General features: G+C 60.6%; 23 protein-coding genes. 13 read left to right on the forward strand and 10 right to left on the reverse strand.

Going from position 1 to position 25,729, the window contains the following annotated elements:
- Positions 1 to 176 precede the first annotated feature (176 nt).
- Together LCM4576_RS14270 and LCM4576_RS14275 are read left to right on the forward strand one after the other, a co-directional pair.
- On the forward strand, positions 177 to 1,943 hold the full coding sequence (locus LCM4576_RS14270) for an AMP-binding protein (protein ID WP_071032654.1): 1,767 nt from the start codon (positions 177 to 179) through the stop codon (positions 1,941 to 1,943).
- Positions 1,944 to 1,953: 10 nt separating this feature from the next.
- The gene (locus tag LCM4576_RS14275) at positions 1,954 to 2,577 is read left to right on the forward strand and encodes a poly-gamma-glutamate hydrolase family protein (protein WP_071032655.1); all 624 of its coding nucleotides are present in this window, start codon (positions 1,954 to 1,956) and stop codon (positions 2,575 to 2,577) included.
- A gap of 112 nt (positions 2,578 to 2,689) precedes the next feature.
- On the opposite strand, the gene LCM4576_RS37520 is transcribed toward LCM4576_RS14275, so the two are convergent.
- Positions 2,690 to 2,815, reverse strand: a complete 126-nt coding sequence (locus LCM4576_RS37520) for a hypothetical protein (protein ID WP_274534964.1) — start codon at positions 2,813 to 2,815, stop codon at positions 2,690 to 2,692.
- On the opposite strand from LCM4576_RS37520, the gene LCM4576_RS14280 reads away from it, so the two are divergent.
- Positions 2,808 to 3,764, forward strand: a complete 957-nt coding sequence (locus LCM4576_RS14280; protein WP_244510801.1) for a calcium:proton antiporter — start codon at positions 2,808 to 2,810, stop codon at positions 3,762 to 3,764. The two genes, LCM4576_RS37520 and LCM4576_RS14280, sit on opposite strands and share 8 nt — an antisense overlap.
- A gap of 47 nt (positions 3,765 to 3,811) precedes the next feature.
- Here the strand turns inward: LCM4576_RS14280 and LCM4576_RS14285 are convergent, their stop codons facing one another.
- Complete coding sequence (locus tag LCM4576_RS14285) at positions 3,812 to 4,720, reverse strand: hydrogen peroxide-inducible genes activator (RefSeq protein WP_071032657.1); 909 nt, start codon at positions 4,718 to 4,720, stop codon at positions 3,812 to 3,814.
- A 160-nt stretch (positions 4,721 to 4,880) separates the two neighbouring features.
- Between LCM4576_RS14285 and katG the strand changes: the two genes are divergently transcribed.
- Positions 4,881 to 7,088: a catalase/peroxidase HPI gene (gene katG, locus LCM4576_RS14290; protein ID WP_071032658.1), complete on the forward strand. Its 2,208-nt coding sequence runs from the start codon at positions 4,881 to 4,883 to the stop codon at positions 7,086 to 7,088.
- A 64-nt stretch (positions 7,089 to 7,152) separates the two neighbouring features.
- Here katG and LCM4576_RS14295 read toward each other — a convergent pair whose 3' ends face one another.
- The gene (locus LCM4576_RS14295; RefSeq protein ID WP_071032659.1) at positions 7,153 to 7,830 is read right to left on the reverse strand and encodes an MIP family channel protein; all 678 of its coding nucleotides are present in this window, start codon (positions 7,828 to 7,830) and stop codon (positions 7,153 to 7,155) included.
- A 333-nt stretch (positions 7,831 to 8,163) separates the two neighbouring features.
- Between LCM4576_RS14295 and LCM4576_RS14300 the strand changes: the two genes are divergently transcribed.
- From LCM4576_RS14300 to LCM4576_RS14310, 3 genes are all read left to right on the forward strand, one after another.
- Entirely contained in the window at positions 8,164 to 9,453 is a 1,290-nt protein-coding gene (locus LCM4576_RS14300; RefSeq protein WP_071032660.1) for an RsmB/NOP family class I SAM-dependent RNA methyltransferase, read from the forward strand.
- Positions 9,454 to 9,547: 94 nt separating this feature from the next.
- Entirely contained in the window at positions 9,548 to 10,006 is a 459-nt protein-coding gene (locus tag LCM4576_RS14305; RefSeq protein WP_040990706.1) for a PaaI family thioesterase, read from the forward strand.
- A 138-nt stretch (positions 10,007 to 10,144) separates the two neighbouring features.
- Positions 10,145 to 10,783: a 5'-methylthioadenosine/S-adenosylhomocysteine nucleosidase gene (locus LCM4576_RS14310; RefSeq protein ID WP_071032661.1), complete on the forward strand. Its 639-nt coding sequence runs from the start codon at positions 10,145 to 10,147 to the stop codon at positions 10,781 to 10,783.
- 12 nt (positions 10,784 to 10,795) lie between these two features.
- On the opposite strand, the gene LCM4576_RS14315 is transcribed toward LCM4576_RS14310, so the two are convergent.
- A complete protein-coding gene (locus LCM4576_RS14315; RefSeq protein ID WP_040990711.1) occupies positions 10,796 to 11,113 on the reverse strand; it encodes a hypothetical protein in 318 nt (105 codons plus the stop codon).
- Between the two features lie 85 nt (positions 11,114 to 11,198).
- Between LCM4576_RS14315 and LCM4576_RS14320 the strand changes: the two genes are divergently transcribed.
- The 3 genes from LCM4576_RS14320 (at position 11,199) to LCM4576_RS14330 (ending at position 14,894) form a co-directional block, all read left to right on the forward strand.
- Positions 11,199 to 11,702 carry a MarR family winged helix-turn-helix transcriptional regulator gene (locus LCM4576_RS14320; RefSeq protein WP_071032662.1) on the forward strand — a complete coding sequence of 168 codons (504 nt, stop codon included), beginning with the start codon at positions 11,199 to 11,201 and terminating at the stop codon, positions 11,700 to 11,702.
- Positions 11,703 to 11,758: 56 nt separating this feature from the next.
- Entirely contained in the window at positions 11,759 to 13,324 is a 1,566-nt protein-coding gene (gene guaA, locus LCM4576_RS14325) for a glutamine-hydrolyzing GMP synthase (RefSeq protein WP_071032663.1), read from the forward strand.
- Between the two features lie 316 nt (positions 13,325 to 13,640).
- A complete protein-coding gene (locus tag LCM4576_RS14330; protein ID WP_071032664.1) occupies positions 13,641 to 14,894 on the forward strand; it encodes a site-specific integrase in 1,254 nt (417 codons plus the stop codon).
- Here LCM4576_RS14330 and LCM4576_RS34830 read toward each other — a convergent pair.
- The 6 genes from LCM4576_RS34830 to LCM4576_RS37525 all read right to left on the reverse strand — a co-directional run bounded on the left by LCM4576_RS34830 (position 14,875) and on the right by LCM4576_RS37525 (position 23,297).
- Positions 14,875 to 15,234: a helix-turn-helix transcriptional regulator gene (locus tag LCM4576_RS34830; protein ID WP_407067381.1), complete on the reverse strand. Its 360-nt coding sequence runs from the start codon at positions 15,232 to 15,234 to the stop codon at positions 14,875 to 14,877. The two genes, LCM4576_RS14330 and LCM4576_RS34830, sit on opposite strands and share 20 nt — an antisense overlap.
- Positions 15,235 to 15,504: 270 nt before the next feature.
- A complete protein-coding gene (locus tag LCM4576_RS14335; protein WP_071032665.1) occupies positions 15,505 to 16,686 on the reverse strand; it encodes a Wadjet anti-phage system protein JetD domain-containing protein in 1,182 nt (393 codons plus the stop codon).
- Positions 16,683 to 20,147 carry an SbcC/MukB-like Walker B domain-containing protein gene (locus LCM4576_RS14340; RefSeq protein WP_071032666.1) on the reverse strand — a complete coding sequence of 1,155 codons (3,465 nt, stop codon included), beginning with the start codon at positions 20,145 to 20,147 and terminating at the stop codon, positions 16,683 to 16,685. Before LCM4576_RS14340 ends, LCM4576_RS14335 begins: the two co-directional genes overlap by 4 nt.
- On the reverse strand, positions 20,144 to 20,794 hold the full coding sequence (locus LCM4576_RS14345; protein ID WP_071032667.1) for a DUF4194 domain-containing protein: 651 nt from the start codon (positions 20,792 to 20,794) through the stop codon (positions 20,144 to 20,146). The genes LCM4576_RS14340 and LCM4576_RS14345 overlap by 4 nt, the downstream gene beginning before the upstream one ends.
- Positions 20,784 to 22,310, reverse strand: a complete 1,527-nt coding sequence (locus LCM4576_RS14350; protein WP_071032668.1) for a Wadjet anti-phage system protein JetA family protein — start codon at positions 22,308 to 22,310, stop codon at positions 20,784 to 20,786. The genes LCM4576_RS14345 and LCM4576_RS14350 overlap by 11 nt, the downstream gene beginning before the upstream one ends.
- Before the next feature lie 771 nt (positions 22,311 to 23,081).
- A complete protein-coding gene (locus LCM4576_RS37525; RefSeq protein ID WP_050070783.1) occupies positions 23,082 to 23,297 on the reverse strand; it encodes a helix-turn-helix transcriptional regulator in 216 nt (71 codons plus the stop codon).
- Positions 23,298 to 23,462: 165 nt separating this feature from the next.
- Between LCM4576_RS37525 and LCM4576_RS36305 the strand changes: the two genes are divergently transcribed.
- The 3 genes from LCM4576_RS36305 to LCM4576_RS14355 all read left to right on the forward strand — a co-directional run bounded on the left by LCM4576_RS36305 (position 23,463) and on the right by LCM4576_RS14355 (position 25,714).
- Positions 23,463 to 23,873, forward strand: coding sequence for a hypothetical protein (locus tag LCM4576_RS36305; protein WP_131614276.1), 411 nt, complete (start codon positions 23,463 to 23,465; stop codon positions 23,871 to 23,873).
- Positions 23,874 to 24,182: 309 nt separating this feature from the next.
- Positions 24,183 to 24,515 (forward strand): hypothetical protein, encoded by a 333-nt coding sequence (locus LCM4576_RS34840; protein WP_244510802.1) that lies wholly within the window; start codon positions 24,183 to 24,185, stop codon positions 24,513 to 24,515.
- Complete coding sequence (locus LCM4576_RS14355; protein ID WP_040973896.1) at positions 24,479 to 25,714, forward strand: hypothetical protein; 1,236 nt, start codon at positions 24,479 to 24,481, stop codon at positions 25,712 to 25,714. The genes LCM4576_RS34840 and LCM4576_RS14355 overlap by 37 nt, the downstream gene beginning before the upstream one ends.
- Positions 25,715 to 25,729 lie beyond the last annotated feature (15 nt).

The raw sequence follows: 25,729 nt of genomic DNA on the forward strand, positions 1-25,729 counted from the left end.
GCGCCGGCGCTGACTGCTTCCTCTCCCCTCGGGGAGAGGTCAGCCGAGCGAAGCGGAGGCTGGGTGAGGGGGAGCGCCTTATGCGATTGTCCTCCCTCAAGGAGGAGGGGGACCTTTGGCGGATTTCCTCCAGCCCAGCAGGCTGATAGGCTCAATCATCCCGGGAGGAGACGGCGATGGCGATCAAACTCGACGAGCTCATGAACGCCACCAATCTGCGCGGGCGCGGCGCCGGCGGCACCTTCATCGCTCCGCTGGGCRGCAAGGCGCATGTATCGGGCGACCGCTCGGCGCCGCTGCTCGACAAGACCATCCCTGAATTGTTCTCCGAAACGGTGAGYAGATACTCGACGCTCGACGCCRCCGTCTTCGTCGGCCAGGACAAGCGTTTCACCTGGAGCGAGCTGTCGGATGCTGTCGACGCCCTGGCCGCCGGCTTCCTGGCGCTCGGCCTGGAAAAGGGCGACCGCGTCGGCATCTGGTCGCCGAACCGCTGGGAATGGCTGGTGACGCAGTTCGCCACCGCGCGCATCGGCCTGATCCTGGTCAACATCAACCCGGCTTACCGGCTGACCGAGCTCGAATTTGCCCTCAACAAGGTCGGGTGCAAGGCACTCGTGACCGCCGCCCAATTCAAGACGTCCGACTATCTCGGCATGATCGAAACGCTGGCGCCGGAGATCGCCAAGGCGGAGCCCGGCAAGCTCAAGGCTAAGAAACTGCCGGCGCTGAAGATCGTCATCCGCATGGGCGACGACAATTCGCCCGGCATGTTCAATTTCGGCGACGTGCTGGCCACCGCCGCGCGCGACGACTACGACAAGCTCGACCGCATCACCGAGAGCCTGAAGCYCGGCGACGCCATCAACATCCAATTCACGTCCGGGACCACGGGAGCGCCAAAGGGCGCGACGCTCACGCATTCCAATATCGTCAACAATGGCAATTTCGTCACCTCGGCCATAAAACTCACCGTCGACGACCGGCTCTRCATCCCCGTGCCGCTCTATCACTGTTTCGGCATGTCGATGGGCACGATGGGCTGCGTGTCGAAGGGCGCGACCATGGTCTTCCCGGGCGAAGGTTTTGACGCCGGCGCGACGCTGAAGGCGGTCGCGCAGGAGGGTTGCACCGGCCTCTATGGCGTGCCGACCATGTTCGTCGCCATGCTCGACCATGCCGATTTTTCCAGCTTTGACCTCTCCAGCCTGCGCACCGGCATCATGGCCGGCTCGCCGTGCCCGATCGAGGTGATGAAGAAGGTGGTATCGCTGATGAACATGAGCCAGGTGACCATCGCCTATGGCATGACCGAGACCAGCCCCGTCTCCTTCCAGAGCAGCGTCGACGACCCGCTGGAAAAGCGCGTCTCCACCGTCGGCCGCATCCACCCGCACGTCGAGGTCAAGGCGATCGCGGCCGACGGCGCCACGGTGGCGGTTGGCGAGCCGGGCGAGCTCTGCACGCGCGGCTATTCGGTGATGAAGGGCTATTGGGACGACGCCGACAAGACCCGCGAGGCGATCGACGCCGACGGCTGGATGCACACCGGCGATCTCGCGACGATCGACGCCGAGGGCTATTGCAACATCGTCGGCCGGGTGAAGGACATGGTGATCCGCGGCGGCGAGAACGTCTACCCGCGCGAGGTCGAGGAATTCCTCTATCGTCATCCCAAGATCAAGGAAGTGCAGGTCTTCGGCATTCCGGACGCCAAATACGGCGAGGAGCTCTGCGCCTGGGTCGTGCTCAAGCCCGGCCAGATAGCGACGGAGCAGGAGATCAAGGCCTTCTGCGCCGGCCAGATCGCGCACTACAAGGTGCCGCGTTACATCCGCTTCCGCACGGAGCTGCCGATGACGGTGACCGGCAAGCCGCAGAAATTCCTGATGCGCGCGGCGATGGTGGAGGAATTGGGCCTGGTGGCGCAGAAGACGGCGTAAAACGGCATTTATGGACAACGAGTTTCCAAATTTCGCGGCGCTGAAAGCCGCCAAAATCGAAAACATAGATTATCGCATCGTCATCCGGCGYGGCGCGCGAACCGGCGGTGCGATCGTCATGGCCCCACACGGCGGCAAGATCGAGCCCCGCACCTCGCTGATCACCGAGACGATAGCGGGGAACGATCTCGATATGTATTGCTTTGAAGGGCTTATGCCGGAAAGCAACCGGGAGCTGCACATCACGTCCAGGAACTTCGACGAGGCAACCGCGCTGGACCTGTTGCGGACCAAGTCCACCGTCGTCGCCATCCACGGCCGTCAGGATCGCGACGATCCCTCGACAGTCTACCTGGGCGGCAAGGACGCCGCGTTGATTTCGGAGATAGCCTGGCGCTTGCAGGAAGCCGGCTTTCAGACGCAAAAGGACAACCATCCCTTTCCAGGCATCCAGGATTCGAACATCGTCAACCGCGGACTAACGGGGAAGGGAGCACAGTTGGAAGTGCCATTCTCGTTGCGCCGCCGACTGGGGAACGAGCCGGAACTTCTGGAAAGATTCTGCGGGGCGGTTCGCGCGGCGATCGAGGCATTCGACGCCAGAAATGGTGGCCAATCCTCAATCACACTTTGAATGCTTTAAGATGCCCGTGAGAGGTGTCCCCCACGCGCTTTTCAGCTAAATTCACGAGAACGCATGGGCGTTCGGGGGCTTGAATGACTGGTTATGCCCGGTCGGTGACGTCCTACACGATGCCGTTGGCCGCGCTGGCGATGGCTCTCGCGGTAAGGGCCAGCGGCATTTCGGTCGACGAAGGGTCGCTGAACGCCAGGATAATCGTTGGGGCGCTGTCGAGCGCCATCATGTTCATCACCATTTTCGTGGTGCTCGACCATGCCGAGGCGCTGGCCCGGCGCGTGGGCGAGCCCTACGGAACATTGGTGCTGACCTTTGCGGTGACGGCGATCGAAGTGTCGATCATCGTCTCCATGATGCTGCATGGAGAGAACAACCCGACCCTGGCGCGCGAGTCCGTCTTCTCGACGGTGATGATCACTTCCACCGGCGTTGTCGGCATCTGCCTCACGCTTGGCGGCTGGCGCTATCGCAAGCAGGCGATCGTCCGGCAAGGGACCAGCGCCTACCTGTCGGTTCTGATCGCGCTGACCGTGATGACGCTTATTCTACCGACCTACACCCGGGCCACGGATCCCGGCACGTTTTCGGCGRCTCAGCTTGGGTTCGTTAGCGTCCTTTCGGTGCTGCTCTATGCGAGCTTCGTGTTCGCCCAGACCGTCCGGCACCGGGAGGATTTCGTCCAGGGGCAGGCACATGACGTTCCGATGCGAACAGTCTCCGGCGACAGCATCTCCATCAGCGCCCTGCTGCTGTTGAGCGGCCTCATCGGCATTGTCCTGCTCGCCGAGCAGGTCGCCGCGAGTGTGGAGGATGCGCTCGCCGCCTACCAGGTGACCCAGGCCGACAGCATTGTGGGGGCATTGATCGCGGCACTGGTTTTGATGCCCGAGTCCATCTCGGCGATCCGCGCCTCGTTCAGGAATGAGCTGCAGCGCAGCCTGAACGTCGCGATGGGCTCGGYCTGCGCCACCATCGGTTTGACGATACCGGCGGTCGCGGCCGCCAGCCTGCTGACGGGCAGGGGACTGACCCTGGGGCTGCCGGCCTCGGACGCCGTGCTTCTGGTGCTGGCGCTTTTCATATGCAGCGTGAGCTTCAGCACCGAAAGAACGACGTTCCTGACCGGCATGGTCCATGTCGTGGTGTTTTTCACCTATGTATTTCTGATCTTCGTGCCGTGAATGGTTGCAGGCCGGCCATTGGGCGCAGAGAAGCCTCGAAGGGCGCCTCACGCCGCCAGCACCGCCCGATCGAGCCCGCGTATGATCCGCGCCAGTTCCACGCACTCGTCCTGGCGCACCTTGTTCTTCCGCCAGGCCATGCAGATCATGCGCTGCGGCATCGGCTCCTGGAAGGGCACGATCCTCAGGTCCGGCATGACGCCGGCGGCACTTGCCGCCATTTCCGGCACCAGCGTCACCCCCAACCCATGCGCCACCATCTGCAAAAGCGTGGTGAGGCTGGTCGCGCCATAGCTTGCCATCGCCACAGGCCGCACATTGCCGCAGACGGCCAAAGCCTGCTCGCGCAGGCAGTGGCCTTCCTCCAAGAGCATCAGCCGCTCGAGCGCGGGACTCTCGGGCGGCACCGGCGGCGAGGCGAAGGCCGGGTCACCGGCGGGAACGGCTAGGAAGAAGYGGTCGGGAAAAAGCCCTTCGGTGACGATCGCCGGCTGATCGAGCGGCAAGGCAGCGATGAAAGCGTCGAGCCGGCCGGACGTCGCATCCTCGACCAGCGATGCGGTYACCGCCTCGCGCAGTTCGAGCTGGAGCGAAGGGTAGTGCTTCTTCAGCTCCGGCAGCACATGCGGCAGGAGGTAAGGCGCGACGGTCGGGATGATGCCAAGCCGGAAGCGCCCTTCCATGCTCGGGCGGCCGCGCCGGGCCGTCGTCTCGACGTCACGTATGTCGGCCAGAATGCGCTCGATACGCGGCTGCAGGGCAAGCGCCTCGTCGGTCATGCGCACCGTCTTGCCGCCGCGCTCGAACAACAGGCAGTTCAGCCGCTCTTCCATCTCGGCGATCTGCGCGGAAAGGGCCGGCTGGCTGACGCCGGCAAGTTTTGCCGCGCGGCCGAAATGCAGCGTCTGCGCCAGCGCGTCGAAATATTGCATCTGTCGGACGGTGAGGCCAATCATAAGAAAATCCTATCAAATGAAACAGGAAAGGCAATTTGTCTTTATCGGCAAGCCGGCCTAGTCTGGAATCGTTCCAGGGTTTGGCGCGGCCAGTGGCTGYCCCCGGAAATTTTCGGCAAATCAACCTCGGCAAAAACCTCGGCAGAATCGGGAGACTAAGATGGACGCGAAGACYGACGACAACAGCGCTGGCAAATGCCCGGTGGCGCATGGCTCCGCACGGACCAACYGGGACTGGTGGCCGAACCAGCTCGACCTTTCCGTACTCCACCAGCAGTCGAACCTGTCGGATCCGATGGATGAAGACTTCGACTACGCTAAGGAGTTCGCGAGCCTCGATCTCGATGCGGTGATCAAGGACCTGCACAAGGTCATGACAGATTCGCAGGACTGGTGGCCGGCGGACTTCGGTCATTACGGGCCGCTCTTCATCCGCATGGCCTGGCACAGCGCCGGCACCTACCGCATCGGCGACGGCCGCGGCGGCGCCGGCGCCGGTCAGCAGCGCTTCGCGCCGCTGAACAGCTGGCCGGACAACGCCAATCTCGACAAGGCGCGCCGGCTGCTGTGGCCGGTCAAGCAGAAATACGGCCGCAAGATCTCCTGGGCCGACCTTTTGATCCTCACCGGCAACGTCGCGCTGGAATCGATGGGCTTCAGGACTTTCGGCTTCGCCGGCGGCCGCGCCGATGTGTGGGAGCCGGAGCAGGACGTGGACTGGGGCTCCGAAACCAAGTGGCTCGGCGACGAGCGCTATTCGGGCGACCGTGAGCTTCGCGGCCATCTCGGCGCCGTGCAGATGGGCCTGATCTATGTCAACCCGGAAGGCCCGAACGGCAAGCCGGATCCGGTTGCGGCGGCGCGCGACATCCGCGAAACCTTCGGCCGCATGGCGATGAACGATGAGGAGACCGTGGCGCTGATCGCCGGCGGCCACACCTTCGGCAAGACGCATGGCGCGGGCGACGCCTCGCTGGTGGGCGCCGAGCCCGAAGGTGCCGGCATCGAAGCGCAGGGCCTCGGCTGGTCGAGCAAATACGCCTCCGGCATTGCCGGCGACGCCATCACCTCGGGCCTCGAGGTTACCTGGACGACGACRCCGACCAAATGGAGCAACAACTTCTTCGACAACCTCTTCAACTATGAATGGGAGCTGACGAAGAGCCCAGCCGGCGCCCATCAGTGGACGCCGAAGGGCGGCGCCGGCGCAGGCACCGTGCCGGACGCGCACAACCCGTCCAAGCGCCACGCGCCGGCCATGCTCACCACCGACCTCGCGCTGCGCTTCGATCCGGCCTATGAGAAGATCTCGCGCCGTTTCCATGAGCATCCGGAACAGTTCGCCGACGCCTTCGCCCGGGCCTGGTTCAAGCTCACCCACCGCGACATGGGTCCGGCCGTGCGCTATCTCGGCCCGCTCGTGCCGAAGGAAGAGCTGATCTGGCAGGATCCGATCCCGGCCATCGACCATGAGCTGGTGAGCGAGGCCGACATCGCCTCGCTCAAGGCCAAGATCCTGGCTTCGGGCCTCTCGGTTTCCGAGCTGGTCTCGACCGCCTGGGCTTCGGCCTCGACCTTCCGCGGCTCGGACAAGCGCGGCGGCGCCAATGGCGGCCGCATCCGCCTGGCGCCGCAGAAGGACTGGGAGGTCAACGAGCCGGCTCAGCTCGCCAAGGTGCTCGGCAAGCTGGAAGCCATCCAGAAGGAGTTCAATGCGGCCCAGACCGGCGACAAGAAGGTCTCGCTTGCCGACCTCATCGTGCTGGGCGGCGTTGCCGCGGTCGAGAAGGCGGCGAAGGATGGCGGCAATGAGGTCAAGGTGCCCTTCACGCCGGGCCGCATGGATGCTTCGCAGGAGCAGACGGATGTTGCCTCCTTCGCGCCGCTGGAACCGAAGGTCGACGGCTTCCGCAACTATGCCCGCGGCAGGCTGCCGATGTCGGTCGAGGCGATGCTGGTCGATCGCGCCCAGCTGCTGACGCTGACGGCGCCGGAGATGACGGTGCTTGTCGGCGGCTTGCGCGTGCTCGGCGCCAATGTCGGCGGCTCGAAGCACGGCGTCTTCACCGACAGGCCGGGCCAGCTCACCAACGACTTCTTCGTCAACCTGCTCTCGATGGCCACCATCTGGGAGCCTGCGGCCGGCTCCGAGCCGGGTTCCGATGAAGTCTATGAAGCGCGCGACCGCAAGACGAAGCAGGTGAAATGGACCGGCACCCGCGCCGACCTGATCTTCGGCTCGCACGCGCAGCTGCGCGCGCTGTCCGAGGTCTATGGTTCAAGCGACGCCAAGGCGAAATTCGTCAAGGACTTCGTCAAGGCCTGGACGAAGGTGATGAACGCCGACCGCTTCGACATCGCGAAGTAAGGTCGGACCTCCCAAGAAAAAGGCGCGGGTCATGCCCGCGCCTTTTTGCGTTTCCACGGAGCTGTCAGTCTTTTTCGAAGATGCCGGCCTTGGCGACGACACCGGCAATCGCCCCGCCGATCAACGGCGCGATGATGAACAGCCAGAGCTGGCTGAGCGCAGCACCGCCCGAAAACAGCGCCGGGCCGATCGAGCGCGCCGGATTGACCGAGGTGCCGGTCACCGGGATCATGGCGAAGTGGATGCCTGCCAGCGTCAGGCCGATGACCAGGCCGGCGAAGGCGGTGGTGTGCTTGGCGTTGGTGACGCCGAGGATTACCGTGACGAAGGTGAAGGTGCCGATCAGCTMCCACAGGAAGGCCGAGCTCATGCCCCATTTCGCTTCGTCCCAGCCATTGGCGCCGAAGCCGCCGGTGTGGCCGCCGGCCTGGCCGGAAACGATGATCCACAGCGCCAGCGAAGCGATGATGGCGCCGATGATCTGCGCGATCCAGTAAGGAACGACATCCTTGGCCGGCATCCGCCCCGCCAGGAACACGCCGAGCGTCACCGCCGGATTGAGATGCGCGCCCGAGATCGGGCCGATCGCGTAGGCTGCGGCGATCAGGCCGATGCCGAACGCCAGGCCGATGCYTTCCTGTCCGAGCGGCAGCGCGCCGCCGAAACCGCCCGTGACCACGGAGGCCGTGCCGATGAACACCAACAAAAACGTGCCGAGAACTTCTGCCAGATAAGTCTTCATTGCCCTCTCCTCATAGGATCCGTCGAAATCGCGTTTCCCGCGTCGCGAATCACCTCCGGAAGAGTATTCCTGCCGGAAACACTTGAAAAGCTGTGAGGTTAAGCCGGTTGGCTTTCTTGCAGGTGTCAATCAAAAACATTAGAAGTCTTTCATGTTCTGATCGATTGTTCTTGTTTCCTGGCTCGGGCTCCCACCATGGAAAAATCGTTCGGCCAAATCGCCCGCTCTTGAAACGCCATTTCATCGGCAAACCGAACGGAACTGTTTCAATCCTGGCCTGAAAGGCTTTATGAGCGGGCTGGAAACCGATTTGTAACAGCTACGGAAAACGGGATGCGACTGGGYGGAAGGCTGGCGGCGGCCATAGAGGTTCTGGAAGACATCGGCCGGCGCCACCGGCCGGTGGCCGATGCCTTGCGCGATTGGGGTCTGTCGCATCGCTTCGCCGGCGGCGGCGATCGCGCGGCGATCGGCAACATCGTCTATGACGCGCTGCGCCGCAGACGCTCGGCCGGCTGGCTGTTCGGCGAGGAGACACCGCGCGCCATCGGCTTCGGCGCGCTTCTGTTGGAGTGGGGGCAGACGGCGCAGTCGCTCAACGATGCGCTGGACGGCGACAAATTCGCGCCGCCGCTGCTCAGCGCGTCAGAGTTGAAGGCGGCCGCCGAGCGCGGGCTTGGCGACGCGCCCGATGCGGTGCGCGCCGATATCCCGGACTGGTGCGCGCCTTTGCTCGAGCAAGCCTATGGCGACGCCTGGGTCGAGGAGGGTGCTGCGCTTGCCCAGCGCCCGCCGTTGGATCTCAGGGTCAACACGCTCCAGGCCGATCGCGCCAAGGTGCTGGCCGAGCTACAGGGCACGGGTGCCGCGCCCGCGGCGATCGCACCGAACGGCATCCGCATCCCGCCGATCGACGGCGACGGCAGGCATCCGAACGTGCAGGCCGAGCCCGCCTTCCAGAAAGGCTGGTTCGAAGTGYAAGACGAGGGCTCGCAGCTTGCCGCGGCGCTTGCCGGCGCCGCGCCCGGCATGCAGGTGCTCGACTATTGCGCCGGCGCCGGCGGCAAAACGCTGGCACTGTCGGCCGAGATGGACAATCGAGGCCAACTCTTCGCCCATGACGCGGAAAAGGTGCGGCTGGCGCCCATTTTCGAGCGGATCCGCCGGTCGCACAACCGCAACGTCCAGGTCGTCAGCAAGCCCGCGGAGCTTGCGCCGCTCACCGGGCATATGGACCTCGTGCTGATCGACGCTCCCTGCACCGGCAGCGGCACCTGGCGGCGGCGGCCTGACGCCAAATGGCGATTGACGGAAAGGCAGCTCGACACCCGAAAGGGAGAGCAGCAGGCAATCCTCGACACCGCGCAAGCCTTCGTCAAGCCGGGCGGCCTGCTGGTCTACATCACCTGTTCGGTGTTCGATGCCGAGAACGGCGAGCAGGTCGCGGCGTTCCGCGAACGCCACGAAGGCTTCGCGCCGGTCGATCACCGCCAGCTCTGGGACAGCCGCTTCCCCGGCCACGAAGGGGCGGCGCGCATCGCCGATACCGGCGGCATCTCGCTGTCGCCGGCGCTGAGCGGCACGGACGGCTTCTATTTTCACGCCTTGCGCAGGGCTGATTGAGGACGCGGGGCTTTTGCTGCGCTGCAACATAAGAGATTGCCTGTCCTGTCTGCCTCTGCAATAAGCTTCGCCAGCAAATAGGAGGCGAAGCTCCATGGCAGCCAAGATCGTGCCCGCTCCCGATTTCGAGGAACGCGTCAGGGCCTCCTTCGCCCGGCAGAAGGCGATGGCGACGATCGGCGCCGAGTTGACGGTGGTGACGCCGGGTATCATCGAGATCGAGATGCCTTACTCGGCCGCGCTCACGCAGCAGCACGGTTTCCTGCATGCCGGCGTCATCTCCACGGCGCTGGACTCCGCCTGCGGCTATGCCGCATTCTCGCTGATGCCGGAGAATTCGGGCGTGCTGACCATCGAGTTCAAGGTGAACCTGCTCGCGCCGGGCAGGGGCGAGCGCTTCCTGTTCCGCGGCTCGGTGACAAAACCCGGCCGCACCATCATCGTCGCCGACGGGCAGGCCTATGCCTTTGCCGCCGACGGCGAGGCCAAGCTGATCGCCACCATGACCGGCACCATGATGACGGTGGTTGGCCGCGACGGGATTGAAGGATAAGAAACCGTCCGCGCAGCGGGCAAACGCCCCCGATGGGCTTCCCGAGCAAAGAACGCCCGGAATCATGGCRAAGGGCCGGAAGGCGGCAAGGGCACGTTGTCCCTTTCTTGTCGTCGTAGCAAATAGGGATAAAGCTTCATGACTGTCGAAGTGTCGCGCCTGTCGGGAAAATCCGTTCTCTTCGTCATGGCGGTGGAGGCCGAATACGGCCCGCACCTCAAAAACCTGTTCACGCCGCTGATGACCGGTGTCGGTCCGGTCGAGGCAGGTGTGCGGCTGGGCGCCGAACTCGCGGCATTGAAGGCCGAGGGGGCGCTGCCGGACCTGATCGTCTCGTTGGGCTCGGCCGGCAGCCGCAAGCTGGAGCAGGCCGAAATCTACCAGGCCGTGTCGGTGAGCTATCGCGACATGGACGCTTCGCCGCTCGGCTTCGAGAAGGGGGCGACCCCTTTCCTCGACCTGCCGGTGGCGGTGCCGCTGCCTTTCGTCATCCCGGGCCTCAGGACCGCCTCGCTCTCGACCGGCGGCGCGATCATTTCCGGCGCCGCCTATGACGCGATCGACGCCGACATGGTCGACATGGAGACCTTCGCCTGCCTGCGCGCCTCTCAGCTCTTCGGCGTGCCGCTGATCGGGCTGCGCGGCATTTCCGACGGCGCGGCCGATCTCAGGCACGTCAACGACTGGACGGAATATCTGCACGTGATCGATGAGAAGCTCGCTGCGGCCGTTGGCTTGCTGGAGCAGGCGATCGGCGGCGGCCTGCTTGGCGGTTGACCGCCGATCGGATCAAGCGGAAAGGCGTTGCGGATCCCCGAAATCGATGCGTGAAATGCGTCCGCGAGCAGCGCCGGTTGCATCCACATAGTCGATCGCCCCCGGTGTGTGGTCGAGTTTCCAGGAACCGGTGGGACCGTCTGTCCATTCAACCTCGTAGCCGTCGTCGAGCAGTGTCCAGACACCGTGGTAGCGTGTGCCGTCCGGCAAGAGCATGTGCGCCCGATCATCGGTTTCATAATAAATGAAGGCGTTCTTGCCCCCCATGTCGATGACATGCGTGGTGCCGGCCATGATAATGGCCAGCGCGTCCCTGTTCAGTATCGTCATTGTTCCCATCCATGGGTTCGCGTTGCGAAATGCCTCGACGGCAGGAATATCGTCAAGTATCTTGACTATATGGAGTTTGAGTCAAATGGTCAAGGAGCTTGACGAAAAATCCGAACCGCTGMCCGATCATGTCGGTTGGCGATTGTGGCAGGCGAGTCGCGCCTGGCAGACGGAATTCGCCGCCGCCATGCGTGCAGCCGGACACGCCTGGTTCAGCGAAGCGCGCGCCGGGTTGCTTGGCCATATCCCCCGCAACGRCACGCGCCAGTCGGCATTGATCKAGCGCGCGGCCACGTCCAAACAGGCGGTTCAGCAATTGCTCGACGGACTCGAGGCGGAAGGTGTATTGGAACGGCTTCCCGACCCGCGAGACGGGCGCGRCAAGCTCGTGCGCTATACGTCAAAGGGTCTGGATGCCTTGCGCGACGGCGATCGTATCAAGCTTGAGATCGAGCGCGGTTACATCGACCGTATCGGTGAGCGGCGGTTCGCGGCGCTTATGGAAGCTTTGCGCGCACTCGACGCAGGGCGGGGCGATGAGCCGGAAAAGGCCACCCATTCCCGAGACGAAACTGCGGAATCGAAGTGAGTGGCGCGACCTCGCGACCCATTGCGCCGACTCGTTTCTTTCTCTAAAGGCTCGCCATGACGACGACAGCCAATCATCCCGACACCGTCCTGATTGTCGATTTCGGCAGCCAGTTCACGCAGCTCATCGCCCGCCGCATCCGCGAGGCCGGCGTCTTTTCCGAGATCGTGCCGTTCCAATCGGCCGAAGCGGCCTTCAAGCGCATCAAGCCGAAAGCGGTGATCCTGTCGGGCGGCCCGGYCTCGACCACCGAGATCGGCAGCCCGCGCGCGCCGCAGATCGTCTTCGACGCCGGCGTRCCGGTGCTCGGCATCTGCTACGGCCAGATGGCACTCTGCGTGCAGATGGGCGGCATCGCCGAGAGCTCCAACCATCGCGAGTTCGGCCGCGCCTTCGTCGAGATCGAGAAGGACAGTCCGCTGTTCGAAGGCCTCTGGGCGCCCGRCCAGCGCCATCAGGTATGGATGAGCCATGGCGATCGTGTCATCGAACTGCCGCCGGGCTTCAAGGTGCTCGGCAAGTCGGAAAGCTCGCCCTTCGCCATCTTCGGCGATATCGAGCGCAAGATGTACGGCATCATGTTCCACCCCGAGGTGGTGCACACGCCGGACGGCGCCAGGCTGCTCCGCAACTTCGTCCACAACATCGCCGGTATCGAGGGCGACTGGACGATGCGCGCCTATCGCGAGCACGCGGTCGAGACGATCCGCAAGCAGGTCGGCAAGGGCAAGGTCATCTGCGCGCTCTCGGGCGGCGTCGACTCCTCGGTCKCGGCGCTCCTCATCCACGAGGCGGTCGGTGAGCAGTTGACCTGCATCCTCGTCGACCACGGTCTGATGCGCAAGGACGAGGCGCAAGGCGTGGTGGAGATGTTCCGCCAGCACTACAACCTGCCGCTGATCCTGGTCGACGCCTCCGACCGCTTCATCTCGGCGCTGGAAGGCGAGGCCGATCCCGAAAAGAAGCGCAAGACCATCGGCCGGCTGTTCATCGAGGTGTTCGAGGAAGAGGCGAARAAGCTCGGCGGCGCCGATTTCCTGGCCCAGGGCACGCTCTATCCCGACGTGATCGAGAGCGTCTCCTTCTCCGGCGGCCCGTCGGTGACGATCAAGTCGCACCACAATGTCGGCGGCCTGCCCGAGCGCATGAACATGAAGCTGGTCGAGCCGCTGCGCGAATTGTTCAAGGACGAGGTGAGGGCGCTGGGCAAGGAACTCGGCCTGCCCGAGAGCTTCATCGGCCGCCATCCCTTCCCGGGTCCCGGCCTTGCCATTCGCTGCCCGGGCGGCATCACCCGCGAGAAGCTGRAGATCCTGCGCGAGGCCGACGCCATCTATCTCGACGAGATCCGCAAGGCCGGCCTCTACGACGCCATCTGGCAGGCCTTCGCGGTGCTTTTGCCGGTGCAGACAGTGGGCGTCATGGGCGACGGCCGCACCTATGAATTCGTCTGCGCGCTGCGCGCCGTGACGTCCGTCGACGGCATGACGGCCGATTTCTACCACTACGACATGGCCTTCCTCGGCGCAGCCGCCACGCGCATCATCAACGAGGTCAAGGGCATCAACCGCGTGGTCTACGACGTGACGTCGAAGCCGCCCGGCACAATCGAGTGGGAATGAGGCGGCGTCGTTCTCTGACTTTCGGTGGCTATCTAGGCAAGCTCCGTAAACCTCTGAAGTAAATCAATTTTCCTTTTAGGCTCTATCGCCAACTATCGCCCCTAAGCGGAAGCATCTGACGGTAAATCTGACGGTACGTTCTTTTCCGCCCTCCCTCTTTCCGCCCATACCGTCATGTCGCCGAATTTCTAGGTCATTCTAACTTTTCCAGACAAGCCTTTGAAATATAAGGATTACCAACAAAGGTTGACGGTAAAATTTTTGACGGTAAAATTGGCGTTAGATCGATTTGTGTTTCCCAATTTTTTGTGGGGCCATGTTAACCGACATTGCACTTAAGAAGCTGAAACCAAAGGAGAAAAAATACAAGGTTTCCGATCGTGACGGTATGTACGCGATGGTTTCTCCAACGGGGCAGATTGCATTTCGGTATGACTACCGGATGAATGGCCGGCGAGAGACCCTGACGCTGGGCCGCTACGGTGAGGGAGGTATCACGCTGGCGGAGGCGCGCGACCGCTGCCTCTCAGCGCGGAAGATGGTAGCGGCCGGAAAGTCCCCCGCGCAGGAAAAGCAGCGCGAAAAGCATCGGCTGCCAGCCACGGCGACGTTCGGCGATGCAAGTAGACGCTGGTTCAAGGACGCAAAGATGGCGGAGAGCACCCGTTCGATGCGGAAAGCGATTTTCGATCGAGACATTTTGCCGATTTGGCAGAAAAGGCTCCTAACCGAGATTACAGCTGACGACCTGCGGGCACTCTGCGTGAGGGTGAAGGAGCGCGGCGCGCCTGCAACAGCCATTCATATCCGGGATATCGTTAAGCAGATCTATGGTCACGCCATTCTGCATGGCAAAAAGATTAGCAATCCTGCGGACGAAGTGGGGCCGGCCTCGATAGCCACGTTCGAGGCGAAAGATAGGGCACTGTCGCCCGCAGAGATCCGGATCATGCTGAAAGAGTTGGAGAATGTGCCAACGCTGCCGACCATTCGGCTTGGCCTAAAGCTTATCTTGCTCACGATGGTCCGCAAGGGTGAACTGCTCGACGCAACGTGGGAGGAGGTCGATTTCGAGAACGCCGTCTGGAATATACCAAAAGAACGCATGAWGCGGAAGAAGCCGCATAATGTGTACTTGTCACGGCAATCGCTCGACATCATGATAGCGCTTAAAACTTGCGCGGCTAATTCGCGGTACGTGCTGCCGTCTCGCTACGATGCCGATGAAACAATGTCACGCGCGACCTTCAATCGCGTGACTGCAGCGATTGTCGAGCGGGCAAGGAAGCAAGATCTTCCACTTGCGCCCTTCACGGTGCACGATCTCCGGCGTACCGGGTCTACACTCTTGAACGAAATCGGGTTCAATCGCGACTGGATTGAAAAATGTCTTGCCMACGAAGACGGCCGCTCATCGCGGGGCGTCTACAATAGGGCTGAATATGAGTTGCAGCGTCGTCATATGCTGCAGGAGTGGGCTGATATGGTCGACTCGTGGACGGCAGGCAAGAAGCACACGCCTGCACTTCAGCCGCCTACGGGAGCAGCGATTACGCTCGATCCGATTTGACCGGTCGGGTCTTTCGTAGTCTTACGTTGGGAGCTGGCCGGCTCTCGCTTTTTCCCGCATTTGACGCATTCCGCCGCTCTTCGATCCAAGCTTCGACTTCTTCCAAGTCCCAGACAACACAGCGGGGGCTGAGATTGAAGCGGCGCGGGAATTCGCCGCGTTGCTCCATCTCATAGATTGTCGTGTCGGACAGCGGAACGATCTCTCTCAGCTGCGGCCGGCGTATGGTTCGCATTACCCTACTCGCCGCAATGTGGGGCAAAGTCGGAAACAGGCTCTGCTGGCGATTTGTGGTATCCTCCGGTTTGTCGAACTCAGAAGACTGTTGCTGTTTGACCATTTGTGACACCCGAAGGGTTGGCTGTTCGTCAACAGTCACGCAAATATCCGAAGTCTCGTACAGCCTTCAATTACGACCAGATATCCCCGCTAGCGAAACGCCTTACAGTTTGTAGGTATGTCTCGACCGCACCAGCAAACCAGTACCGCCAGTTCACCTGCCCCTTCAGGTCTTCGGACTTCGGACGACCCGCGCGATGGTCAGTTTTGGAAGCGGAGCGCCTTCGCCAGCTATGCCGATCAACTGGGCGAGGACAAAAATTGGTTTGCATCACGAGGCTTGCCACTCGCTCTGGTGTAGGCGTGGAATAATAGGATCGAGTTCTTCCTGCTCTAAGTGTTTTGCATCAGGCTTTGCAAGGTACGCGATCAAATCAAAGAGGACCGATCCTTCAGCCCTGGCTACTCTGCTTGCCTTTTGATCTGGCTTACTACCGTGCTTTTCGGCCAAGTCGACGGTCATGAGGTGCGGGAGTAGTCTGYGGCCGAATGCTCTCTCAACTGTCAGGAAGATCCAGATGCCATCGGGATCGATGTCGGACCAGTGGTAAAAGGGTATGTCGTCGGGAAAGCGACCGGCGATCAAGCCTAATGCCTTCTGAACTCCCGTCGACGGATAGCCGCCGCCGTAGATGACCAGTCCTCGGCGGTCCGGATCTGCCTCAGTCACGTGCCTGACGAAGCTCGTGTAGTTCTCTACTACGAGGACGTATTCCGGGGTGCGGCTGAAGCCGACGGTGTTGATTGCTTCTGCGGGGACGCCAAGGAAGGATACGTCAGGCTGGGACGCTCCAAAAGTGATCGGTCCTGAAAGGAGGAGGGGAGGAGGCACCTTTTCCAGCCCAAGTGCACCGAGTGCTTCGCGGGGCGTGGCGCCCTCCGGGATGTTCGCGCCAACACCTCGAAGGACCTTTGCGACGGCTGCCTCCAGCCGTTCCAATGCTTTGCTATCGGAAACGGCCCTTCTGGAGAAAGTGCGATAGTCGAGTCCTAAGTGTTGCCGTCTGTATATCGCTTGCGCGAGGAGTAGCGCACGCTCGAGCGAACCTATGTCGCCGGGAGCAATTCCCGCCCACCGCCGATTTCTGGACCAGGCTTCAGCAGCTTCCCGCGCATGCTCAGCGAACGGGACAGCCAGCTCAGCTCGACGAAATAGATCCTCGAGCGCTGACGCCGAGCGCTCGCTGGAAGGTTTTCGTTCGACGAAACAGTAGAGCCTCGCCACGTCGGCGATGCGCACGAACTTGATTTCGCCGGCTCGCCGGCGCCCCATCTCCATTCGAAGCTCGATTGCACCCGCCCGGCTTGCCTCTTCCAGCTTCTTCCGGAAACGGTCAGCCTCTCCGATATTTGAAAAGGCGCCGCTGTCCGGATAAGCACGTGCGCCTGCCCGACCGTCTTCGTGCCTATCCAGCAGATAAGAAAGAAGTGCAATCGGATCGGTGAATTTCACTCGGCTGCCATCCTACGCAGCGCTTCATCATCCATGAGTTCGGGGTTGATCCGTTGCAGCTCCTTGCGAGCTTTTTCCTTGACTTGGACTACTGTCGTCTCCGATTGCCCATTGCCAATGTTGTCGACCTCAACAATGGCATGCATATAGCCGAGCAGTGAGGGCCGCCGCTCGGGTGGCGCAGCCACGATCACCTGCAGGCCTAGGCTCTCATAGAAGCTCATCATTTGCCGCTGGTTCTTGYCGTCCAGCTTGGCAAAGGCTTCATCGAAGACGGCAAGTGCCATTCCAAGTTGCGATCCCGATCTTCCTTCGGCGGTCCCATAAACGGAGGCCAGCGAGGCACCGATGGCAACGTAAAGCGGGACTTGTTGCTCGGCTCCGGAACCAGTGCCACGGCGAGTTTCCCAGCGTGTCTTGTGTCCGGTATCGAGGTTCTCCATGTGAATTTCGAAAACGAAAAAGCTCCGATAGTCCTCAAAACTGTCGAAGTCGGTATCGGGATCCTCAAGGATGYGCTTCACCTCGTCGAGCACGGGTTTGTGGGGGGAGCCTTCGGGTATCTCACCCTTGAACAGAAGATCCAGYGCATCCTCGGAAGTCACGTAGATCTCGACCGCTTTCAAGATCGGCGCGTACTGAGCCACTTGCGTCCTGCTGAACGAATATCGCTCGCCGTGGAATGTGTGATTGCGGAGACTATGGTTCAGCGAGTCGATATCTCTCTTCAGTTTGGAGATGCGTGAGTGGAGAGAGTTGACGAACTCGCCGCGAAAGATAGATGAGACTCGCTCGGAAGCTTCAGCTGCCAGTGCTTCATGCCGCGTGAGCTCGTTCTCTTCGATATCGCGTAGCGTGGCCTCCACCCAGGGCAGGATGTTCTTCAGGATGTCGCTTTCTGCTCCCACCTCCGAGCTTATGGGAGCTACGTCAAAATAGCTCCTCATGGCGGCGCGCACATTCCTGTCGGCCTCCATCATTCTATCTTTTGCCTGCTTGGAGCGATCCTCCGCGCGCTGCCCAATCGCACGATGGATCCCGGCCAGTGCTTCGTAATGGGCGGATGGATCACTTGGGATTTGTTTACCCGCGATCCTCTCCCGGTATCTGCGGTTAGCTGRCACAGCGGCCGTCAAGCGCCAGCTATATTGGAACATGCGGCGGGCGAGATTCCGCAAATGGCGCGAACCCTCTTGGTTGGTAAGGCCCGTGAGCGTCTTTCTCGCGGTTTCAGCTTGTTTCTGGTAAGCTCCCTGCCTCTTCTGGATTGAGTTGAGCTCGACATTTCTGGCGTCGACATAGGCCTGTTGGACCTTCTTCTTCTCTTCAAGCTCATATAGGCGTTTCAGGTCGCCTTGATCGACCGCCTCCAGCCTGGATCGAGCCTCTCCTGCCAGCCTCTCCTGCTGTTGCGCTCGTTCAAGCAGGCCTGCCACCGTCTCGCCGTCCGCAGGCGAAGTCACAAGGGCAACGCTGCGGTCAACCTCGGAAAGGATGCGCCTGCGCTGGGACAGGGTTTCGATTTCCTCCCGCAGAACCTCCAACCGCCTTTTCTGCTCCAGGAAAAGTTGCTCCTGCGCCGCCTTACCRATCTTAAGGCGGAAGGCTTCCTCCAGGCGGGTCCCCCGTAACAGCCCATCATCGTAAAGGCCGTCAGCCATGAGGGCGCGGCCGGGTTGGTTAAACTCTTCCATGGTGCGGGCTAGCCGCACATTGCCATATCTGCGCTGCATGAAGGCGACTGCGTCTTGGTCATCGGACCTGAAGAGCGAAGGGAACCAACCTGACTCGACCGGATCTTTGTATCGCTCGAGCTTGTTTAGGCTGACCAGGGAAGCCTGGCGTAGATCCCGCCTGTTTTCTCTCAGGATCGTCGTTGCCGTGTGGATGTGGTCGCGATCGACGAAGATCGCTTCCCTATCTCGACCAAGAAGACCTTCAGCCGCTTGTCCCCAATCCTTGTCGATAAGGTCAATGATGTCGCAAAGCGCTCTCGGAGCCATCCCGGCCATGCGAAGGAGCCTCATCAACTCGCGGGTATGGTCGCCGAGGTGAGAATCCCGTGAACCGGAAGCGGCGGCCTCGATAGACCGAGACAGCTTGTCGACCTCCTCGTTCTTGGTATGCAAAGCGGCTTCCGTCTCACTGCGCGCCCTGCCAATTCTCTCGGCGGTGACGGGGAGCGACGCCAGGAACGCTTGTTCGATCACTGCCGTGGCTTCCGTGTTCCCACGCTTGACCGCCTCGGCCGCCGCGGACGCGTGAGCGGCCAATTCGCGGGAGCTTGATTCACCCTTTCCGAGTACTTCGGCCGCGGCGGCGATCCGCTGCATATGCTTCACTCGTTCAGAGATCCGTTTGAGGCAATCTGCGGCGGAAAAGGAGTGGCTTTCGGCCATCTTGTTAAGATCGTCAATGCCCACCTTGGCTTTGATCGCTTCGATCTGCTTGATGATGCGGTGCACATCCTGGTTCGCTTCGTTGATCGAAGTGGTCAGGTCGTTAATTTCCTCCCTCTCGGCCAGAAGAGATGCCTCGGCTTCCTTGACCTCTTCTTCGAGTGCCCGCATCGCCGCCGAGGCCGCGAGGTACCTCGCCTTGCGACTGATCCAGTCCTCCTCGACGTGTTCATTGAGGAAGTTTCTAAAATCTTCCGCTCGCGCCTTGACCACTTTCAGCCGCTTCGCACGCTCCCGCATGTTCTTGATAGTCTGGTTGACTTGTCGGTAAGTCTTCAACGACTCTCGTAGCTCACCGACCTTCATCGGAGACTCCTCGAGGATATAGTTCCTGACGAAGTCTGTTGCGGACAGGCCCTGATTAAGCGTCATACCGTTCACAATCGCCTTTGCAAGCGCGGCGGCGTTTCCGGAAGTCGGCGCCGATCGTGGAACCAAGTCACGCATATATTCCCGGATGTGGTCCCTGGCGCTGTCGCGATGGTTTACGAAACCGTTACCGCATTCCCTTTCCAGCGATTGCCTTACTTCCTCCCATTGCGCGAATTCTTGCCTTCCTTCCCGCTCACGTAAGAAATTGGCTGTTGTCAATATTTTGCCGCGGACGACGAAACGGCCGAGTATGGTTTCGGCTGGCTGTGTCTTCCTTGCCTCCATGGCGAGGCCTACCGTCAAGTCGGGCTTCACTCCATCGGCGTCTCGAAAACTAATGGCCACATAGGTAAGGCAGGCTTCGCGCCGAAAATCGCCCTCTCCACGGGCACCGAGGCAGTACCCCTGTACTGTGCGCCTCGGACCGCTTCTGCGACGACTCTCACCAGCGACTGGATTGAGGTTCATGTAGCGTCCGCTGGCGCCGGTGAGCACCACCTGGATCATGTCCAGGATTGTTGATTTGYCCGACGCGTTTTCACCAAGGACACCGACGTGGCCGCTAACCGGAATATCTTCGACAGTGAACGAATGCCAATTCACCAGCGTGAGATGCACGAGTTCCATCATTGCAATTTTTCCTCGACGGGACCGAGCTGGCGGGGTTCATAGTCTTCCAGCGCAACCTGCTCCTCAATGCGCCTCAACGCGTYGGATCCGGAAACAAGCTTGATTATCGGCCGGACCACCACCTCCCGATCCTGAAGGACACGATCGAACTCTCCGAGCCAGATCAGGTTGCGCGAAGCAAGATCCTCAAGAACGTCTTGGAACCTCGACTGGGACACAAGCATCTTTGTGCCCCTTTCGGCCATTTCCCTGTATTTCTCGTAGAGGGCGTTAAATGTGGTCAAGACCGTCGCACGCTCTTCAACGTTGCCCTGGTTCGCTTCGTCCTGCCAATGAGCCGCTGCCACCAGAAGCACGATAGTCTCGTCAGCCCTCATTTTTGGTGTTGACGACATCTCCTCATCATCAAGCACAATCCCCGCCCACTGTTCGTCTTGCTCGCGGTGGACGCGGTAGCCAATGCAATCAAAGAAATTGTCGATCACTTTTCTGAAGCGACTATCCATAATTACATCATAGACGGTCGCCACACCCCGATCGCCCGAATAGACGAATTGATGACGGAGGAGGTATCGGCAAGCTTTCCGAAGGTCGGCACCCTTGTCCCCGCCGTATCGGGCCTCGACCTCCTCGAACTCAGTCAGCATCCACGCCTCCAGCCATGGCAACCCGTCTCCGGATGAGGAAGTTACCGCACTTTATCCACTCGCTATCATGCTGATGTCCCTGAGAGTCATCCACGATCTCAAACGCCGCCGCGATAGAAGGCGGAACTTCGCCCGGTTTGGTAAACCGTCGGATCACATCGAATGCAATGAATGAGTCTACGTCTTCTATCTCCAGGAAACGTGCCTCTTTCGTCACCGCCAGCGGAACTTTATCATTTAGCCATTGCAGTAGTTGTTTCTCGTCTGGAACGATTCTTYCCATGTACTGCTTCTTGAGTTTCTTACGCAGCGCCAGCAACGGATCCAGGACTTTGGGTGGGACCGCCATTGACTCCAGCGCCTTACGTGGTTGCCGCGGCTGCGCGAGGTGCCTTTCCGACCACGGCGTTCGCATCGGCTCGACCGGGAGGGGTACCCAAGCGAACTCAGAAAGGGTAKGGCGCTGGTCCATTACCTTGTGAAGCCGGTGTATGAGCGATGCGGYCCGGCTCGAAATGCCACTGCTCCCTTGTTCCGCATATTTGACCGTGTTGCGGAGTCGCTGTTCGAGCTGCCGGCGAAAGATGGCGATCCGGTCGAACATCTCGCCGATGCCATCAAAGACTTCCTGAATCGATAGAAGGTCGGTCTCTGCTGTTCTAAGCCCATCCTCGTGGGTATCGGCCATTCCGCTCTCGACATAGCCCGAAGCGATCATCTTCATGATTTCGGGGTGGAGAGAGATATCGCGAGCCAGGTCAAGGATGTGGTCCTTGAATCTAAAGGGATGATTGAAAGTGTGGATGGCTTGGAAGTCCTTTAGAACCAATTCACCGATGAATTCCTGAAAGTAAGCGTCTACCCTCTCGCGCATGCTCCGCGATTCCATAATAGTCCGGCGGATCCGCCTCAGGTCCGAGAGGATCGCCCTGAGCGTCTTGAGAAAGGCGGTGGCGTGTTCTCTCGCCTGCACCACGGCATATGCAGCATCCACGGCGTCCTTTCCTGAAGACCCTGGCTGGAGTCTTGCCGCCAGCTCCAGACTTTGTTTGACGTTGACAACGACGCCACCAAAGCGCTGGCTCACGTCGGACTTCAGACTGGACAGGAGCTGCATGACCAAGCTTGCCCCCATGGGCATATCTACGGTCACTCGTAGCCCATATTCTTCCTCTTCGAGCCAACCGGTCTGGATCAGCTTCTGGTAGGCAACACTTGCGACCCGCAACRCTGTTTCCGCAGCCTCATTCGCCTCGCCTGCAAACTTCAGCCGCCGACGGCGCTTTGACACTAAGTCGGGAAGGCCTTCACCAACATCGTCGCCCTCGGCAAGAAGCTCAGGCTTTCGTTTGATGAGATCGTAGATTGCGTGGACGACTTCCTGAGGCGTAGGGAAGGATGCTCCACGAGAGAAGAAGCGCTCGTAGGCATCTAATAACGCCGCCTCATAGAGGAATCGGAATTTGCGTGAAAAGATCAGAAACGCGTCATCATTAAGATAACGAAAAAGTGCCATTTGTGGCGTTTACCCCAAGCTGCCCGGTCACTTTTATGCCACTGCTTAGTGGGTCAAACAACCCGAGGAAGGCACGTAAARCAATATTTGGCGGCCTTTGACGCAACATCTTTACTTAAAGGGGCGCTAACTATCGTCTCAAGCGAGCTGAGGAGTCAGTCAGAAYCCACAGAATCCAGCGCGAACTCCGGCCACAGGAACCGAGCCTCGGGGTGGCGAGCGAAACATCCTCCGCGTTCACAATGACAGCGCACTCAAGTCCGGACGCGATGGCCGCTTACGCCTATCCGCTTCCTGGACGAGGTTCAATAGCGTGTCCCCGCGCCATCTAACGATGCTCCGGAGTACGGGCCGATTTTGTGCTCTGCCACAAGGCCAAAGAGCCGCCCGTACGTCATCTGCGGGGACACGTCGTCATGACCTTTGATTTCATTGCGAAAAAAGYGGCTTTGCCCACGCCTTGCCCACGGTTCAAAACCGCGGACGAGTACTGCTTAGGTGAAAACCTGCGGCGCAATCCATGAAGCGTGTAGCCCTCAGGAATTCCGGCCTGGAGGGTCCAATGYCGAATCATGCCTGTCAAGCTCTTTTCTGAGAAGGRCTTGCCATACGCGCTTTCAGGACGGTGCCGCCTTTGACTAGTAGCGCAATGGCGGCTTTTGCTTCCATCGATCCAAACCGGAACGAATGCTTCTGGCTCAACCCGACCTTGGAGCATGAGATCGGGGCGGTGATCTTCTTGCCGCACCGCGTTCATGGATCATTGGCCGGTTAGGTGCGGAGCAATCTGACTCCAGGGCGATTGCCATTAGTGAATTCTACCCCCTCTGTCTCAAGGACAGCCCGAATCTTATCTTGGGTCTCGGCAGCCACGACCGCAGTGCGCTCACTGTCGCTCTCGCAGCGCTTTATTGTCGGAATAGAGACGCCAGCCCGACGGGCAAGCTCCGCTTGTGAGAGACCGATCAACGCTCGGGCCGCCCGCATCTGTGCCGCAGTTACCAATTCTTCTTGATCCCTTTAGATCATTCCTCTATGATCCAAAGGTATCAAAGATACCCTTGGCCCCTCTTTGGTCCGGGGTTCGGCTAGACGCGGTGTTAGTGCACCTCGCCTAGCCTGACCACGTCTAAGCTTCAGGGAGCTCGGATCATGGCTGATTCCGACAATAGCACGACTCTGCATCCCGTCACCCGCAGGAGCCTACTTGCGCGAACGGCAATTGCAATGGCGGGATCGAAGCCAAAAGCTGTTGCCGACAGCGTTTTCGAAAGACACCAATCGAAGAATGTGATGATCGAGCTTGCCGATGGTAGTACCGTCACGCTKAATTCACTGGATTCGCTTCGCGATATGCTTTGCGAAGGTTCTGTCGATCCAGCAATTGGCGCGAAGGTCGAGGCCGAGCTGCTAGCTCATCAAAGGCGATGGGATGCCTTCGATCGTGCAATTGGCTATTCTGCCGCGTTGCGCGCTGAAAGTGAGGCGGCCGATCGCGCGGAGCCGTTGCTTAAGGCGTTGTCAGAAACGCCAGCAAAGTTCCCTTGCCGGAGTGGTAGCTAAGCTCGATGCCATACTCAGGGAAGGGCAGCCGTCAAAGGATGATGATGAACTTCCCTGGCCGCAAATCCGCTCAGCCTTGGAAGATATTGGTCGGATCAGCGAGCGGACGACGAAAAGTTAGCTCCATGGAGCTGACTCGAATCTTCTGATAAGTCTCACGGCGCGAAATCGGGGACTACATTTCAGCTGGGGAATAAATCAGAGCAGAAAGGGATACAGGAGCGTACACAACGGCCATGCGCTATTCCAGCAATTTCGACGATGCTTGCCCTGACGTTGCAATCGCACGTCGCAATCTGGGCATGAGCGATGAAAAAAACTCAGTTATTGATGCGTCCGAGAACGGTCGCCGAAACACCACTGCGGCTCGACGATTTGCCCTTGTTCGCTACCGATCAGCAGATCGCCCAGGCGATTGTCGGTCGCGAGAATGCGGAAAGGTGGATGCGCGAGCGACTGCCGACCCTATCTTGCAAGCCGGGCTTCCCGGCGGTTGACGATTTCCATGGCGGTCGGCCTGTTGCTCTCGTACGCCGTTTCTACGAAGGTTATTTTGGCACCGCCCAGTCGCCGGCAGCGGCGCCAGGCAGAGCGGACGCAAGTCAATGGAAGACGAAGAGCAGACCAAGGCACCAGGGCTGAAGTGGATTAAGCGCGCCAACGGCAGGACGCCGTTTTGGATTGCCGACGAAGCTGATGTGAAGAACGGCTATATCCCGAAAACGGTGAACCTGTATTATCTCGCCGATCAGCCCGAAATGCTGAAGGCGAAGTGCGATTCCCTGCAAGCGGAAATGCTTCTCTGGCGTACCGGCTACCGTGCCGATCCGCTGAAGTTCGATGGCTCGATCAAGTCGCTGCTGATGATCTATGAGACACACCCGCGAAGCACCTATCGGAAGCTACGACCTGGATCGCTCCGGCCTTACAATCACTATCTGAAGAACCTGAAGGGCCACATCGGCAGCGTCCGTATCGATCAAACTACTGGCGTCGATCTCATGGACTGGCACGACGTGTGGTCGGAGAATGGCCGATACCTCGCCGCCGCCACCACGGCGCGCGCAGTGCTGTTTGCCGCGGTGAGCTTCGGGATCATGATGAGACTAGAAGGCTGTTCAACGCTGGCAGCCGTCATGCGCGCGACCGCCAAGACGTTGCCGCACCCGAAACCGCGCAACCAGTCCGCGTCGGCACAACAGATCATCGCTGCACGTGCCGCAGCCCACCGGAACGGCCGGCCATCATCGGCGCTTGCCTACGCCCTGTGCTTCGAGACGGTTTTGCGGCTTTGGGATGTAATTGGGCAATGGTGGCCGATGGACATGGGTGGTATTTCAGAAATCCTTGATGCCGATCGAGATCTGAAATGGTTCGGCCTGCGATGGGAAGACATCGACGCGGACATGGTGCTTCACTACACGCCGTCCAAGACCGCCGACAGCTCCGGAGCGAGTATTTCCTATTCGCTGCAGAAAGCGCCGATGGTGATGGAAGAGTTGAAGCACTGGCCGGTTGAGCAGCGCACTGGCCCAATGATCGTTTCGGAAGAAAACGGCCTGCCATGGCGGGCTTCGATCTTCGCGCAGCGCTGGACGGTGGACCGCAAAGCGGCGGGCCTGCCGGCGACCTTGTGGGCTCGCGATCTGCGCGCGTCCGGTATCACGGAGGGYAGGGCGTCGGGCGCCAGGCTGGACGATACCAGCAAGGTCGCCGGACACACCGGGACCAAGACGACAGAGAAGTATGATCGCGCCGTGTTGGAAGCCGCCGACCGCTTTGCCGAGGCGCGGCTTAAGCGCCGTGAACAGAGCGGTAACGGCAGCGGTAACGCGCGGTAACGGATTAAGAAATTC

Source organism: Mesorhizobium sp. LCM 4576, from assembly GCF_001854815.1.
Lineage (GTDB): Bacteria > Pseudomonadota > Alphaproteobacteria > Rhizobiales > Rhizobiaceae > Mesorhizobium > Mesorhizobium plurifarium.